This is a genomic window from Allobosea sp. P4_H5 (assembly GCF_056400825.1).
In genome coordinates this window covers 191,382-206,554 of record NZ_JBFUKM010000002.1, presented here as the reverse complement: position 1 = coordinate 206,554, position 15,173 = coordinate 191,382, and the positions used below count along the sequence as shown (strand labels likewise).

Sequence of the window (15,173 nt, the reverse complement as noted above, 5' to 3'; positions counted from 1 at the left end):
TCCCCTTGGGCGGATGCCGACCGGCATCCGCCAACCCTCCCCGTCATCAGGATGCCGACACCGTGACTGATCACGCGATCACGGACAGAACCGTCGCGATCGTGCCGGCCGATATCAGCCAGCGCGACCTCAACCTCGTCTTCGCCACGCTGGCCTGGAGCGCCGCCGGCGCGATCACCTTGCTCTGGCCGAACATCCGCGACTTCGCCCTGACCACGCATCTTGCGGCCGGGCAATGGCTGATCGGCGCGGCCCTGCTGCTCGCTTACGGCCTCGGCGCCCGCCTGCGCGGCGTCGATCGCTGGCTCAGGAAGAACGGCCCCTGGCTGATCGCCCTGCCGGGGCTGCTCTCGATCTGGCAGATCGCCTCGGCCAAGACCGGCTATTGGCCGCTGCCCTATTTCCCGCCGGCGCAGGGCCTGCTCGAGGCCTATGCCAGCGACTACCCGCGCCTGCTCGAAGGTATCCGGGCCTCGCTGGTGCTGCTGTCGCTAGGCATCGCCTTCGGCGCGATCGCCGGCTTCCTGACCGGGCTCGCCACCGGCTGGACGCGGCGCGTCGGCTACTGGACGAGCCCGATCCTGCGCTTCATCGGCCCGATCCCGACCACGGCGCTGATCCCGCTGGTGCTGTTCCTGTTCCCGTCGAGCTTCAGCGCCGGCGTCTTCCTCGTCGCGCTCGCGACCTGGTTCCCAGTGACGATCCTGACGTGGTCGGGCGTCGCTGCCGTCGACAAGGCCTATTACGACGTCGCCCGCACGCTCGGCGCCAATCAGCGCTTCCTCCTGCTGCGCGTCGCGATCCCGGCCTCGCTGCCGCATCTCTTCGTCGGCCTGTTCATGGGGCTCGGCCACGGCATCGCCGTGCTGGTTGTCGCCGAGATGATCGGGGTCAAGGCCGGGCTCGGCTACTACATCGACTGGGCCCGCGGCTGGACCGCCTATGGCCATCTCTATGCCGGGTTGCTGGTTATGGCCGTGCTCTTCTCCGGCCTCACCACCCTCCTCTTCCGTATCCGTGACCGGCTTCTCGTCTGGCAGAAAGGCGTCGTGCAATGGTGATCGAATTCCCGAGCGGAGAAGCCACCGCTTCCCCCACGCGGCGCGAGGCCGTGATCACGCTGGCGCTGCTGGCGATCGTCGGCTCGACGCCCGCGCTCGCCCATGCCCATCTCGTCAGCGCCAGCCCGGCCGTGGACAGCACAGTGCGCACCGCGCCGCGCGAGATTTCGATCAGCTTCACCGAGAAGCTGGAGGAGAAGCTCTCCAGCATCACCGTGAAGGACGCCGCCGGCCGCCGCGTCGACAGCGGCGCGGCCCGTTTCGCCGACAGCAGCGGCAAGAAGCTCCTCGTCACGCTGAGCGAGCTGGCGCCCGGGCGCTACACCGTCGACTGGGTCGCGGCCTCGGTCGACACTCACCGCACCAATGGCAGCTTCGCCTTCACCGTGAGGCCCTGACTTGGCCGGCGCCGCCCTCGACCTCCTGCTGCGCCTGGCGCGCGGCATCGAGCTGATGGCAGCGCTCACGGCGTTCGGGACGCTCGCGATCGCGCTTCTCGTTCCGCGCTCCTCCGGCAATGAGCATCCGTTAGAATTGGTCCGCCCGGCCCTGCAGCGCCTGTTGCGTCACGCGATCATCGTCGCGCTGGTCGCCTCCCTCGTCTGGCTGCCCCTGCAGGCGCAGCGCGCAACCGGCACCGAGCTCAGCCTCTTCGCCGCGACCCGGCTCATCGCTGTCGAGACCCTTTTCGGCCATGCGCTGCTGATCCGCTTCGGATTGCTGGCGCTCATCCTCGAAGCCGCGGGCGACCTGCGCTCACCCTGGCGTACCGGCTTCGCCATCTTGCTGGCGGCAGTCGCCGTGACCTTGCAACCCTGGCTCGGCCATGCCGCCGCGGCGTCGACGCCGACCCTTCCAGTCCAGATCGCGCTGCATACCGCCGCCGCCGGGCTCTGGCTCGGCGCCCTGCCGGCGCTGCTCCTTGCCGCCGCGCGATTGCCGGTTGCCTCGGCGGCAACCACGGTTCGGCGCTTTTCCTGGCTCGGCCTCGTCGCCGTCGGCACCATCGCAGTGACCGGGCTCCTGCAATCCCTGCCGCTGGTCGGCGATCTCGGCGGCCTGTTCGGCACGCCCTATGGCCTGCTCCTGCTCGGCAAGGCGGCTGTATTCGCGGCGCTGCTGGCACTCGCCGCCCTGAACCGCTTCGTGCTGACGCCCAGGCTGGCGGCCGGCGCGCGTCGCCCACTGCTGATCAGCATCGCGATCGAGCTTGCGCTCGGCATCAGCGCGATCGCGATGGCGGCCTGGCTCGCCAACCAGCCGCCGGGAGCCCATGAGCAGCCGGCCTGGCCCTTCCCGTTCCAGCCTGACCTGTCGCGGATCGACGAAGCCTATTTCGCCAAGGAACTCTGGCGTACGGCAGCGCTCGTCGCAGTCGGCGCCGCGGGCCTGCTGGCGTTGTTCTGGCGCCGGACGCGCCTCGTCGGCGCGCTCGCGGCGGCTATCGCCATCGCGCTGCTGCCCTTCCCCAACCTGCCCTTGCTGGCCAAGCCCGCTTGGCCGACGAGTTTCCAGCGCTCCGAAACCGGCTTCACCGCCGCTTCGATCCTGCGCGGCGAAGAACTCCTGAAGCGCTACTGCACGCCCGACTGCTTCCGCCCGCGCGACGACCCCTCCGACCCGACGCCCTATGGGCTTTGGCAGCGCCCCGACGGCGATCTCTATGGCTGGCTGACGGAGACCTTTGACAGGATCGGCCACAGCCCCTTCCCGCATGGCACGATCGCGGGCCTCGGGCCGCGCGAGCGCTGGCAGCTGATCGACTATTTCCGTGCGCGGGTCGCCGGCACCTCCGCAAAGCGGAGTGGGGTTTGGCGTCATCCGGTCCTGACGCCCGATTTCCCGATCCTCTGCCGCGATGGCAGCAGCACGATGCGCGACATCCTCGGCCGCTCCGGCCCGATCGAGATCGCCATAGCCGACGAGCTTCGGACCCGTCCGGAGCCTGCTCCGGACGGCATCAAGCTCACACGCGTCCTGCTGCTGTCCCGCAATGGCGAGCGCCTGCCTGACGGCTTCGACTGCCTGTCGAGCTCGCCGGACGCGCTCGCGGCGTTCGCCCTGATGGCCGGCCTCGACGAGGCGAAACTTGGCGGGGTCCGCCTGCTCGTCGACGCCAATGGCTGGCTGCGCAGCCGCATCCTGCCAATCGATCCCGAGGCCGCGTCATCCCCCAGCTGGCGGGATGAGCTCACTCGCATCGTCGCCGAGCCTTTCGAAGCCGGCGGCATCGGCACCCATCGCCATTGATCATCCCAGCAAGGAGCACGCCGCCATGAACATCGCTGCGCCCAAGGACAGCTTCGCGGCAGCAGCCGCGCCCGTCGGACCGCGCTCGCCTGAACTGGCCGAGCTGATCGCCCGGATCGGCGAAGGCTCCTCCGAGCGCGACCGCACCCGCACGCATCCTTACGCCGAGATCGACCTGATCCGCGCCGCCCGCTTCGGCGCCCTGCGGGTGCCGCTCGACCATGGCGGGGCCGGCGCCTCACTCCACGACCTGATCGAGGCGATCATCGCGCTCGGCGCCGCCGATCCCAATGTCGCGCACGCGCTGCGCAACCATTTCAGCTTCGTCGAGCGCTTCGCCCAGCCGACGCTCGATCCGCAGAACGGCCGCTGGCTGGCCGAGGTCGTCGCCGGCAAGATCTTCGGCCTGGCCGCCGGCGAGCTGACCGCCTTGCCGGTCGGCGGCAGCCCGCTCGAAACGCTGCTGACGGCCGACGGCGCCGGCTATCGGCTGAGCGGCGAGAAATACTACAGCACCGGCACGCTCTACGCCGACTATGTTGTTGTTCGTGCGCAGGACGAGGCCGGACGGTTGGCCTCCGCCATTCTGCCGGTCGATCGCGACGGCATCACCCGCCTGGACGATTGGGATGGCGTCGGCCAACGTCTCACCGGAACCGGCACGACACGGTTCGAAAACGCCCGGGTCGAGGCCGACGAGATCGTCTGGGACGAGGCCGGCGGCAGCTATGCCCGCCCCTACCACACGACCTTGCCGCACATCTTCGTGACAGCAGTCGTCGCCGGCATCATCAAGGCCGTCGCGCAGGACGCCATCGCCCTGCTCCATCGCCGCGGCCGTTCCTTCGCCCATGCGCCCGTGCCGACACCGGCCGACGATCCCCTGCTTCAGCAGGTCGTGGGACAGGTCGAGGCTGCCGCCTTCGCCGCCGAAGCGACCGTGCTCGCCGCGGCCGAGGCGCTCGACCGGGCGACAACCTCAGCCAAGGACGGGGCCATCGACGAGGCTCTCGCCCATGAGGCCGCGCTCGCCGCCGCCAAAGCCAAGATCATCGTCGACGAGCTCGCGATCCGCGCCGGCTCGCAGCTCTTCGATGTCGGCGGCGCCTCGGCAGCCAAGCGCGAGAGCAATCTCGACCGGCACTGGCGCAATGCCCGCACGCTCGCGGCGCACAACCCGGCTTCCTACAAGGCGCGAGCGGTCGGCGCGCATGCCGTCAGGGGCACCGCGCTGCCCAAGACCGGCTTCTTCTAGAGCCCAGCCCAATTCCGGCGCGGCCTGCCACGGCCGCGCCAACCCTCGTCAATTCCCAGGAAGCCCAGCCGATGAGCCTTGCCCCTTCCCTGACAGCCAATGTCCTCTGGTTCCTGCCGACGCATGGCGATGGACGCTATCTCGGCACCGCCCAGGGCGGGCGACAGACCGATTTCGGCTATCTGCGCCAGGTCGCACAGGCAGCGGACCAGCTCGGCTATTACGGCGTGCTGCTGCCGACCGGGCGCAGCTGCGAGGATTCCTGGATCGTCGCCTCTGCCGTCGCCCCGACGACCCAGGAATTGCGCTATCTCGTCGCCGTCAGGCCCGGCCTGCAATCGCCGACGGTCGCCGCACGGATGACCGCGACGCTAGACCGCGTCAGCAATGGCCGGCTGCTGATCAACGTCGTCACCGGCGGCGATCCCGTCGAGAACGCCGGCGACGGCATCTTCGCCGATCACGACGAGCGCTATGCGGTGACGCGCGAATTCCTCTCGATCTATTCGGCACTGCTGCGCGGCGAGACGGTCGATCATCACGGTAAGCATCTCAAGGTCGAGGGCGCGCAGCTGCTCTATCCTCCGGCGCAGGAGAATGGCCCGCCGCTCTATTTCGGCGGCTCCTCGCCGGCCGGCATCGCGGTTGCGGCGGAAACGATCGACAAATACCTGACCTGGGGCGAGCCACCCGCCGCCGTCGCGCAGAAGATCGGCATCGTCGACAAGGCGGCCAGGGCAGCGGGGCGCAAGGTCTCCTTCGGTATCAGGCTGCATGTCGTCGTCCGCGAGACCGAAGGAGAGGCCTGGGCCGCGGCCAACCGACTGATCAGGCATCTCGACGACGAGACGATCGCGAAATCGCAGGCGACCTTCGCGCGCATGGATTCCGAAGGACAGCGCCGGATGTCGGCGCTGCATGGCGGACAGCGTGACAGGTTGGAGATCTCGCCCAATCTCTGGGCCGGGGTCGGCCTCGTCCGCGGCGGCGCCGGCACCGCCCTCGTCGGCAACCCCGAGCAGGTCGCGGCCCGCATCCGCGAGTATCAGGCGCTGGGCATCGACAGCTTCATCCTCTCCGGCTATCCGCACCTGGAAGAGGCCTATCGCTTCGCCGAGCTGGTCTTCCCGCTGCTCGACCTCGATCACGGCAAGCCGCGCTTTGCCGGCGTCGTCAACAACGGCCCCTTCGGCGAGACCATCGCCAACGACGTCAAGCCGGCCCAGCTGCGCGCCACGAGCTCATGAGCCGCTCTAGGCCAGAAATGGCAAGGGCGAGGGCAAACCGCCCTCGTCGCGGTGAAATGATGCTGCGCCACTCAGGCGCTGTCGAAGCCGTGTCGCTCGGCATGGATGATCCGCTCGGCGGCCAGCCTGAGGCGCTCGCCAACGGGCATGTCGTCGAGCGGACGGGTGAAGAAGCCGAGGCGCCTGCTGGTCATGATGCGCGACCTTTTAAACCAGTTCCGCGCCCGGCCCGTCGACCGGCTGGCTGTAGACGATGGGAGGATTCGTGTCGGCGAAGGAGAGCGCTAACAATCCCTGGCCTCGCCGTTCGAGATGCTGTGCGACCGGGCCGTCGCCCGACTGCTCCGGACCACGCAGGACGATCTTCGTTGCACCGAGGTCGAGCTTGGCTATGTCGGCGTCGAGCCCCTGTCTCAGATCGAAAGTAACGGCTTTCTGGCCGGTGAGGGCCTCCCAGCGGCGCGTCGAGGCGGCGAGATCGCTAACGGCGATGACGATCGCAGCGATACCGGTGGCGCCGTTTGCATGCAGCGGTGGCGCCGGCACGCGCAGCGCGCGCGGTGTCACGTCGGCGCAGAAGAACGGCAGGTCGGTCGCCTCCGGCCGGGCGGTGCGCCAGATCAGAGTCTCGCCATCGGGGCGCTTGCGACCGCCATCCTGTGGCGGGCCGTAGCCGAGTCCGGACGCGCCGGAATCAGCCAGAACGGCGTCGAGATCCTCCGGCAGCAGGGCAAGGTCGATCGGGCCCGGCCCGTCGCTCTGGAGGACCCGCCACCAGAAGAAATCGGGCTGCGGCACGGGAAAGGCGATGATCTCGATATAGGCGCCGTCGGCGAAAGAGATCAGCGCATTGACGCTGCCGCGCGGATGCGTGCCGCCCGGTTCCACCGTGAAGCCGCGGGCGCGCCAGTCGGCGATCGCCTTATCAAGATCGTCAGTGACGATGACTACGTGGTCGATCCGCAGGGTCTGTCTGGTCATGCTGCCTCCACTCCGCCGAGATAGGCGTCCCCGATCCTGGCACCGACCAGCAGCTCAGAGGCCCTGCCTTCGAGCACGATCCGCCCTGCCTGCAGGACATAGCTGCGATGGGCGATCTGGAGGGCGAGGCCGGCGTTCTGCTCGACCATGTCTTTCCCCGCCTCGCCGGCGTTGGCCGCGACAGCCTGGCGCCCAGGCAAGCCTGCAGCGGCAGCTTGAACCCGGCTGCCGCCGTGCGGTTGCCCTGCTTCAGGCCTCGAGCGCCAGCACCGCGAAGCTCGCCAGCCAGTGCTCGCCCATATAGTCGCCGGCGATATGCGGCATGCCCGCCGCCAGGTGCCGATCCGCCGTCTCTTCGATCAGCGCGCGACGCGCATCGCTCTCCGGCAGCGCCGAGGCGATCGACCGCCAGCACCAGGCGCGGCTGAGATTGAGACCATCGAGATGGGCGATCTTGCCGTCGGAGCGATCGGTCACGGTCGCCGGCCGGAACAAGGTCGCCGGCTCACGCTGCGCGATGCGCGGCAGGAAGCGGTCGAACCAGGGCAGGAATTCCTCCGCCGGCAGCAGGCGGCGCATGCATTCGGCCTCGATCAAGGCGGAGGACTGGAAATCGTCACCGCTCGGCTCGCCCCAAGCCGGGCAATCGACATCGGCGCCATACCAGCGCCGGCCGGTCTCGCCGAGCAGCGCCGCGAGATCGCGGTCATCGGTGACGACTGCGTAGTCCATCGCCATCCTGAGGCCGAAAGCGGTGTTGAAATGCGTGCCGACCCGCACCGGATAGGTGGCGAGCGGCAGGAAATCGCGGAAGCGCTGGGCGAAAACCTCGGCCAGCGGCTTCAGGCGCTCCGAGCAGCGCTTGTCGTCGTGCAAAGCGAGCTCCTCAGCGAGCTTCAGCAGCCAGCCCCAGCCATAGGGACGCTTGAAGCCGCGCGCCGTCGGCGCCGCCAGATAGGCGCACTCCACCGCGATCTTCTCGGCAACGAACTGCTCGTCGAAGAGCGCCCTGATATCGGCCGCGACCGGCACCTCCGGGAAGAGCCGCAGCAGCCGCGCCAGCATCCAGTAGCTGTGGACGCAGGAGTGCCAGTCATAGCTGCCGTAGAATACCGGATGGAGCTGGCTCGGGGTCTGCGCGTCCTGCGGGCCGGCCAGGGTGTGGTCGGGCTTGTTGGGATATTCGCGCCGGACGTGCCCGAGCGCGATACCGGCGAACCTTGCCGCCAGTTCGGGCGTGAGAGTCGGTTTTGCCATGACTGATCCTTTTCCGCTGGCGGCCTTCCGGCCTGCATCAAACCCTGACTGCTGACAAGGCTCGCGAGGCGAGCTTCAGATGCTGGCGATCAGCCCGCCATCGACGCGAACGACGCTTCCGGTGATGTAGGAGGCGCGCTCGCTGGCGAGGAAGGCGACGGTGTCGGCATATTCCTCCGGCCGGCCATAGCGCCCGAGCGGGATCGAGCCTGTGCTTTCAGCGGCGACGGCCTCGACTGAGCGGCCCTCGCGCTCGGCCTTGGCCTTGTCGAGGAAGCGGATGCGGTCGGTGGCGATCCGGCCGGGCAGGATGATGTTGGCGGTGACGCCGTCGCGCCCGACCTCGCGCGCCAGCGTCTTCGACCAGCCGACCAGCGACAGCCGCAGTGCATTGGATATGCCGAGATTGGGGATCGGCGCGACCACACCCGACGAGGTGCTGGTGACGATCCGGCCCCAGCCGCGTTCCCTCATGCCCGGCAACACCCGGTCGGTGATCGCGATGGTCGACAGCACCATGCCCTCGAAGCTGCGGCGCCAGAGCCCCGCATCCTGCCCTGCAGCGGGCGTCGGCGGCGGCCCGCCGGTATTGTTGACGAGAATGGCGACCGGGCCGAGGCGCTCCTCGATTGCGCGGACATGCGCATCGATCGAGGCGATGTCGGCGAGGTCCCAGACGATGCCCTGCGCGACGCCGCCAGCGCTTTCAACGGCCTGAACCGATGCCGCCAGCGCCGCCTCGTCGACATCGCCGAGCGCGACCTTGGCGCCTGCCCGAGCCAGGGCGAGCCCGATGGCCCGCCCCAATCCACCGCCGCCGCCCAGCACAAGGGCGACGCGGCCAGCAATACCAAGATCCATGATCTAGTCCTTAGAGAAAGGGAGCGGATGACAAGGCAGCTTAGGCAGCCCGGGCAAGCGCACGCTGGTCGAAACGCGCCAGGCGCGCGAGCAGGTAATCGACCTCGGCGCGCGCCTTCGCCGGCAGAACCGAGCCGGGCATACGCTGGCTGTCGCTCGCGATGATGCCGCGCTTCATCAGCACGTATTTGCGCACGGCGAGGCCGACGCCCGGCTGCTGTTCGTAGCGCAACAGCGGCAGATGCGCGTCGAAGAGGTCATGTGCCTCGTCGCGCCGGCCTGCCTTCTGCAGTCTGACAACATCGACCAGCATCTCCGGAAAAGCGTAGCCGGTCATCGCGCCGTCGACGCCACGCTCCATCTCGAAATCGAGGAAGAGCCCGCCATTGCCGACGAGGATCGAGATCGGGCGCAATTCGCCGCGCACCTGGAGCGCCCGCAGGGTCGAGATCTTCTCGAGGCCCGGCCAGTCCTCATGCTTGAGCATGACGCAGGACGGGTTCTCTTCGACGATCCGGCGAATGACGCCCGGCGTCATCACCACCGTGAGCGTCAGCGGATAATCCTGGATGACGAAGGGGATGTCCTCGCCGATCGCCGTGACGGCCTGGCGGTAATAGCCGGTGATCTGGTCGTCGGTGCGCAGGGACGAGGGCGGCGCGATCATCACGCCGGCGGCGCCTCGCTCCATGACCGAGCGCGCCAGCGAGCGCATGGCGGCGAAGCCCGGCGCCGAGACGCCGACGATCACCGGCAGGCCCTTCAACCCATCGATGAAACGGGAGGCGACGGAGAGCGACTCCTCCGGCTCCAGCTTGGAGGCTTCGCCCATGATGCCCAGCACGGTCGCGCCGGTGGCGCCGGAGCTCAGATAGGTCTGGATCAGACGGTCGATTGAGGCTTCGTCGATCCGCCCGTCGGCATGGAACGGGGTCGGCGCAATCGGGAAGACGCCTTCGGCTTCGGCAGTGAGCATGATCAGGCTTCCTGGACTTGAGCGGATGCCGCGACGGCGGCGGAAGGGGCGAGGACGAGGGCGCGGATCTCTTCGACGAGATCGCCATGCTGCTCGACCGGGATGCGGTCGATGCTCATCTGCAAGGTGCCGGGCCGGTCGACGCGGCTGTCGTCGATCGCCTGTCCGACCTCGACCGCGGCCGCCAGGAACGCATGTTCGCTATCGCGGGTGAAATGGCTGAGCAAAGCCGACGCGAGATCCGGCCGCAGGGTCGCAATCGAGCCGAGCAGGCCATAGGCACCCCAGTTCGAGACGCCGGCGACGATCAGATGGTCGCTCGGGGTCCGGGCCGCGATAAGAGGTCCGTTCGGGATGTCGTCCTTGACGATCTCGACCGGCAGCGAGCCCATGCCGATCTCGTTGCCACCATCGCCGATGCCGATCGTGGTCCAGAGCCGATCCCAGCCGGCTTCCTCGAAGAGCAGATGCAGTGGCGCCGTCTCGCGCGACATGTCCCAGCCATGCTCGCGATGCGGCTTGCCGTCCGAGCCAGGCGCGACGCGCTCGATCGCGACCAGATGGGAAAGCGGCGCCTCGTCCTCTTCCAGCCGCTTGCGTAGCCGCCGGACGGCGGCCTCGCTGACATCGACGATCTCGAGCTCGACCTTGTGCGGCAAGGCATCGACCACGGCCCAGACCGCCTTGGCGCAGGGCGCGTCGGTGATCACCGTGACGCGGAAACCGGCCGCGGCGAAGCCGGCGGCGAGATGGCCCATGCCGTTCAGCCCGTCGGTCTCCGGCGAGGGCGGGTTGGCATGGCGGATGAAGAAACCGACGACGATGCCGACATGCGGCCGCGGTGTCTCGGCGATCGAGCGCGCCGCCCGGCCGAGATTGCCTCTGGCGAAATCGACCAGCCGCGAGATGTCGCGCCTGACATGCTGCCCGATCACCGCCTCGATCTTCCTTATCCGGTCACTCATCACAGATTCTCCAATAATATATGTTACGTATATTTATTATTTCGACACAAGTGCAACCACCGCCGGCCTGCATCCGCCCAAGCGGATATCGTCCGGCCCGTGCGGCAGCGCGGCGGTCTTCGGTCTCAGAACACCGAGAACTCGGCGTTGCGCCGGTCGGTGATCAGCATCGAGGCCGGCTTATGCGTGATGCAGAACGGCAGGCCGGCCTGCTCGACGGCGAGCTGCGAGGTGACGCCGCAGGCCCAGAACAGCGGGATCTCGCCGTCATGGATCGGCACGACATCGCCGCCATATTCGGCCCGCGCGAGATCGGCGATGCCGATCGCAGCAGGATCGCCGAAATGGATCGGCGCGCCGTGGACCTGCGGGAAGCGACTGGTGATCTGGATCGCCCGGATCGCCTTCGCCGGCGTGAAGGGCCGCATCGTCACGACAACCGGTCCCTTGAACGGGCCGGCCGGCGCTGTCGGGATGTTGGTCGTGTACATCGGGTTGACCAGGCCGAGCTCGTTGTGGCGGATGCCGAGCCCGGCCTCCTCGATCGCCTCCTCGAAGGAGAAGGAGCAGCCGAGCGCGAAGGTGACGAGATCGTCGCGCCAGAGATCGGTGATGTCGTGGACGACGGCGGTCTCGCGCCCGTTCTCGACGACCCTGTAGGCCGGGACATCGCTGCGCATGTCGATGTCCTCGCCCAGGCTCGGCAGCGACGGATCGCCCGGCCGCCCCATGGCGAGCAGCGGACAAGGCTTGGGATTGCGCTGGCAGAAGGCCAGGAAATCCGCGGCATAGGCCGCGGGCAGGATCACGATATTGGCCTGCACGAAGCCGCGCGCCAGCGTGCCGGTCTGCCCGCGATAGGCGCCCGAGCGGATCTGCCGGCGCACCTCGGACAAGGCAGTGGCAGGCGACGATCGTTCATTCATCGGATAGTCTCCAGAAGCGACACTGAGCATAGCCGGTCAGATGCCGAGATAGGCCTTGCGGACATTGGGATCGTCGCGCACCTGCGCCGCCGTACCCGACAGGCTGACACGGCCGGTCTGCAGCACATAGGCGCGGTCGGCGATCTCCAGGCTCTCGACCAGCCGCTGCTCGACCAGGAGCACCGTGACGCCGCTGTCGCGGATGGCGAGCACGGCCTGGAAGATCTCGTCGACCAATTTGGGCATGATGCCCTGCGATGGCTCGTCGAGCATGAGCAGGCGTGGCCGTGTCATCAGTGCGCGGCCGATCGCGAGCATCTGCTGCTCGCCGCCGGAGAGGGTCTCGGCCCGCTGCGGCAGCCGCTCCTGCAGGCGCGGGAACAGCTTGAACACCTGTTCGAGCGGCGCTTCGCGATCCGCCTTGCTGCGATGGAGATAGCTGCCGAGGCGCAGATTGTCGGCGACCGACAGGCGCGGGAACAGGCGCTTGCTTTCCGGCACATAGGCGAGGCCGCGCGCCGTGATCTCATGCGCCTTCAGCGTGTCGATGCGCTCGTCGGCGACGATGACGCTGCCCGAGCGCGGCGCTTCGAGCCCGGCGATCGACTTCAGCAGCGTCGACTTGCCGGCGCCGTTGGCACCGGCGACGACGACGATCTCGCCCTTGGCGACCGAGATCGAGACGTCGGAGATCGCGATCAGGCCGCGATAGGTCGTGGTCAGGGAGCGGACATCAAGCAGCACGGTTGCGGTCTCCCAGATAGGCCGCGATGACGTTCTCGTTGCGGACGATCTCAGCCGGCAGGCCTTCGGCCAGCACCCGCCCGAGATTGAGCACGACGGCCCGGTCGACCAGCGGCATCACGATCTCCATGACGTGCTCGACCATGATCACGGTGACGCCCGCGTCGCGGACGCGGCGGATGAGCTCGACGCCCTTCTGCGCCTCCGACGGGGTGAGCCCCGTCATCACCTCGTCGAGCAGCAGGAGCCTGGGCTTCGTCGCCAGAGCGCGCGCCATTTCGAGCCGGCGCTTTTCCGGCGGCGTGAGTTCGCTCGCCGGTGCCGCGGCCCTCCCCTCCAGCCCGACATAGTCGAGCGTCTCGAAGGCCAGGGCCCTGGCGGCGCGGGCAGAGGCGTGCCGGGCGAAGGCGCCGACCACGACATTCTCCAGCACGCTCATCGAGTCGAAGCTGCGCGGCACCTGGTAGGTTCGGGCGATGCCGAGCCCGCAACGCCGCGGGGCCGACAGCGCCGAGATGTCCTGCCCTTCGAACAAGATCCGGCCGGAACTCGGCGGGTAGGCGCCGGCGATCTGGTTGAACAGGGTCGACTTGCCGGCGCCGTTCGGACCGATCAGCCCAAGGATCTCGCCGCGGCGGACCTTGAGGTCGATGTCGGCATTGGCGAGGAGCCCGCCGAAGCGGCGCGTCAGGCCGATGGTTTCGAGGATCGTGTCGCTCATGCCCGCTCCTCCGTCTTGGACTGGGTCTTGGGCTGGCGCGTGAACAGGCCGATCAGACCCTCGGGCTTGGCGAGCGAGACAACGATGATCAGCGCCCCGTAGATGATCAGGTCAAGGCCACTGCCCGAGCCGCCCATATAGCTGCGCGAGATCTCGGTAAGCGGGATCAGGATCGCCGCTCCGAGCGCCGGCCCCCAGAGGGTGCCGATGCCGCCGAGGACTGCTGGCAGCGCGAACAGCAGCGAGAAGCGGAAGGTCATCACGCTCTCCGGGTCGATATAGGCGACGAAGGCCGCGTAGAAGGCCCCGCCCACGGCGGTGAAGAAAGCCGACACCGCCGCCGCCGCCATCTTCGAGCGGAAGATCTCGACGCCGAGGCTCTCGGCCGCTTCCGGATTGTCCTTGACCGCGCGCCACCAATAACCCCAGCGCGAGCCTTCGATCAGCCACGTCGCGAACCAGGTGACCGCGAGGGAGCCGAGCGCGAGATAGACATAAGGCAGCTTGTCGCGGCCGAACTGCAGGCTCGCCCAGCTGTCGGCGCCGATCGGCCACTGGATGCCGAGCGCTGCGCCCACATACTCCCAATTGTGCACCAGCAGCAGGCCGATCTCGGCGATGACGATGGGGGCGATCGAGAAATAATGCCCCTTCAGCCGGAAGCAGGGATAGCCGAGGCCGAGCGCCAGCACGGCCGAGACGGCACCACCGACGAGCATGCCGGCCCAGGGCGTGATCCCGAACTTCACGAACAGCACCGAGGAGAAATAGGCGCCGATGCCGAAATAGAGCGCGTGCCCCAGCGAGATCTGGCCGCAATAGCCGCCGAGGATGTTCCAGCTCTGCGACAGCGCCGCGAACATCAGCGTCAGCACGAGCACGTTGAGCAGGTAGACGTCGCGCAGGACCAGCGGCAGCGCGGCGATCAGGGCGAAGACGATCGCGGCGGTGACGAGATGCCGGTTGCGGCGGGCGCGATAAGCGCCGTCCAGCGCGATGGCGGGCGAGAGAGGGACCGTTGCGTGCATCACAGCTTCCCGAACAGGCCGCTCGGCCGGATGAACACCACGGCGAGATAGAGCGAGTAGATGCCGATGGATTTCATCGCCGGCGGCAGGATCACGGCGGCCAGCGCCTCGACGACGCCGACGATGAGGCCGGCGGCCAGGGCGCCGAACACGCTGCCGAAGCCGCCGAGCGCCACCGCGACATAGGCGATCAGCCCGAACGCCCCGCCGACCTGCGGATGGATGTAGTAGAAGATCGCCAGTACCGAGCCGGCGAGGCCGACCAGCGCCGCCCCGAGCCCCCAGCCCAGCGCGAACACTCTGTTGCGGTCGATACCGACCAGAGCCACGGCGCCCTGGTCCTCGCGCGTCGCCTCGAGCGCCTTGCCGAAATCGGTGCGGCTCATCAGCAGATAGAGCCCGCCGAAGGCGGCGATCGAAACCAGCCCGCCATAGATCTGCGACAAGGGCAGGAAGACGCCGAAGAGATCGAGCGTCCGGCCGCCGAGCCAGCTATTGGTGATGCTGCGATAATCGGGGCTGAACAGATATTGCGAAGCGCCCTGGATCAGGACGGCAAGACCGAAGGTCGCGAAGATCTGGACCATGCCGAAATTCGCCTTCACCCGCATGGCGTGGCGAACGACGAGGACATAGGCGAGCGCGCCGAAGGCGAACATCACCGCCGTCGCGAGCGGAGCGAGGAGAACGGGGTCGAGACTGGTCAGGAGCCAGAGGCCGAAGACAGCGTACATCGCCGTCGCCAGGAACTCGCCATGGGCGAAGTTCACGACGTCCATCAGTCCGAAGATGAGCGAGAGGCCGACCGCGATGAGCGCATAGAGCAAGCCCATCAGGATGCCGCTCGCAAGCACCTGAAGCAGGGCTTGCGTCGCCATGATGTAGTCCTTTCAGGAGCGTC

General features: G+C 68.1%; 17 protein-coding genes. 5 read left to right on the top strand and 12 right to left on the bottom strand.

Annotated features, from left to right (window positions below):
• Window positions 1-62 precede the first annotated feature (62 nt).
• The 5 genes from AC1DS0_RS04980 (at window position 63) to ssuD (ending at window position 5,813) form a co-directional block, all read left to right on the top strand.
• A complete protein-coding gene (locus AC1DS0_RS04980) occupies window positions 63-1,061 on the top strand; it encodes an ABC transporter permease (RefSeq protein ID WP_476813277.1) in 999 nt (332 codons plus the stop codon).
• Window positions 1,055-1,459, top strand: a complete 405-nt coding sequence (gene copC / locus AC1DS0_RS04975) for a copper homeostasis periplasmic binding protein CopC (protein ID WP_476813276.1) — start codon at window positions 1,055-1,057, stop codon at window positions 1,457-1,459. The genes AC1DS0_RS04980 and copC overlap by 7 nt, the downstream gene beginning before the upstream one ends.
• Before the next feature lies 1 nt (window position 1,460).
• Window positions 1,461-3,311: a CopD family protein gene (locus AC1DS0_RS04970; RefSeq protein ID WP_476813275.1), complete on the top strand. Its 1,851-nt coding sequence runs from the start codon at window positions 1,461-1,463 to the stop codon at window positions 3,309-3,311.
• A 25-nt stretch (window positions 3,312-3,336) separates the two neighbouring features.
• Window positions 3,337-4,566, top strand: coding sequence for an acyl-CoA dehydrogenase family protein (locus AC1DS0_RS04965; RefSeq protein ID WP_476813274.1), 1,230 nt, complete (start codon window positions 3,337-3,339; stop codon window positions 4,564-4,566).
• Between the two features lie 71 nt (window positions 4,567-4,637).
• Complete coding sequence (ssuD, locus tag AC1DS0_RS04960) at window positions 4,638-5,813, top strand: FMNH2-dependent alkanesulfonate monooxygenase (RefSeq protein ID WP_476813273.1); 1,176 nt, start codon at window positions 4,638-4,640, stop codon at window positions 5,811-5,813.
• A gap of 71 nt (window positions 5,814-5,884) precedes the next feature.
• On the opposite strand, the gene AC1DS0_RS04955 is transcribed toward ssuD, so the two are convergent.
• The 12 genes from AC1DS0_RS04955 to AC1DS0_RS04900 all read right to left on the bottom strand — a co-directional run bounded on the left by AC1DS0_RS04955 (window position 5,885) and on the right by AC1DS0_RS04900 (window position 15,150).
• Window positions 5,885-6,007 (bottom strand): hypothetical protein, encoded by a 123-nt coding sequence (locus AC1DS0_RS04955; RefSeq protein WP_476813272.1) that lies wholly within the window; start codon window positions 6,005-6,007, stop codon window positions 5,885-5,887.
• A gap of 13 nt (window positions 6,008-6,020) precedes the next feature.
• On the bottom strand, window positions 6,021-6,794 hold the full coding sequence (locus AC1DS0_RS04950) for a VOC family protein (RefSeq protein ID WP_476813271.1): 774 nt from the start codon (window positions 6,792-6,794) through the stop codon (window positions 6,021-6,023).
• Window positions 6,791-6,943 carry a hypothetical protein gene (locus tag AC1DS0_RS04945; protein WP_476813270.1) on the bottom strand — a complete coding sequence of 51 codons (153 nt, stop codon included), beginning with the start codon at window positions 6,941-6,943 and terminating at the stop codon, window positions 6,791-6,793. The genes AC1DS0_RS04950 and AC1DS0_RS04945 overlap by 4 nt, the downstream gene beginning before the upstream one ends.
• 100 nt (window positions 6,944-7,043) lie before the next feature.
• A complete protein-coding gene (locus tag AC1DS0_RS04940) occupies window positions 7,044-8,051 on the bottom strand; it encodes a DUF2891 domain-containing protein (protein WP_476813269.1) in 1,008 nt (335 codons plus the stop codon).
• Between the two features lie 75 nt (window positions 8,052-8,126).
• A complete protein-coding gene (locus AC1DS0_RS04935) occupies window positions 8,127-8,912 on the bottom strand; it encodes an SDR family oxidoreductase (RefSeq protein WP_476813268.1) in 786 nt (261 codons plus the stop codon).
• 40 nt (window positions 8,913-8,952) lie between these two features.
• The gene (locus AC1DS0_RS04930) at window positions 8,953-9,891 is read right to left on the bottom strand and encodes a dihydrodipicolinate synthase family protein (RefSeq protein WP_476813549.1); all 939 of its coding nucleotides are present in this window, start codon (window positions 9,889-9,891) and stop codon (window positions 8,953-8,955) included.
• Window positions 9,891-10,853 (bottom strand): glutamate cyclase domain-containing protein, encoded by a 963-nt coding sequence (locus AC1DS0_RS04925; protein WP_476813267.1) that lies wholly within the window; start codon window positions 10,851-10,853, stop codon window positions 9,891-9,893. The genes AC1DS0_RS04930 and AC1DS0_RS04925 overlap by 1 nt, the downstream gene beginning before the upstream one ends.
• Before the next feature lie 125 nt (window positions 10,854-10,978).
• The gene (locus AC1DS0_RS04920) at window positions 10,979-11,779 is read right to left on the bottom strand and encodes a putative hydro-lyase (RefSeq protein ID WP_476813266.1); all 801 of its coding nucleotides are present in this window, start codon (window positions 11,777-11,779) and stop codon (window positions 10,979-10,981) included.
• A 36-nt stretch (window positions 11,780-11,815) separates the two neighbouring features.
• Complete coding sequence (locus AC1DS0_RS04915; RefSeq protein WP_476813548.1) at window positions 11,816-12,520, bottom strand: ABC transporter ATP-binding protein; 705 nt, start codon at window positions 12,518-12,520, stop codon at window positions 11,816-11,818.
• Window positions 12,513-13,244 (bottom strand): ABC transporter ATP-binding protein, encoded by a 732-nt coding sequence (locus AC1DS0_RS04910; RefSeq protein WP_476813265.1) that lies wholly within the window; start codon window positions 13,242-13,244, stop codon window positions 12,513-12,515. The genes AC1DS0_RS04915 and AC1DS0_RS04910 overlap by 8 nt, the downstream gene beginning before the upstream one ends.
• A complete protein-coding gene (locus AC1DS0_RS04905; protein WP_476813264.1) occupies window positions 13,241-14,272 on the bottom strand; it encodes a branched-chain amino acid ABC transporter permease in 1,032 nt (343 codons plus the stop codon). The genes AC1DS0_RS04910 and AC1DS0_RS04905 overlap by 4 nt, the downstream gene beginning before the upstream one ends.
• Window positions 14,272-15,150, bottom strand: coding sequence for a branched-chain amino acid ABC transporter permease (locus tag AC1DS0_RS04900; protein ID WP_476813263.1), 879 nt, complete (start codon window positions 15,148-15,150; stop codon window positions 14,272-14,274). The genes AC1DS0_RS04905 and AC1DS0_RS04900 overlap by 1 nt, the downstream gene beginning before the upstream one ends.
• Between the last annotated feature and the right edge of the window lie 23 nt (window positions 15,151-15,173).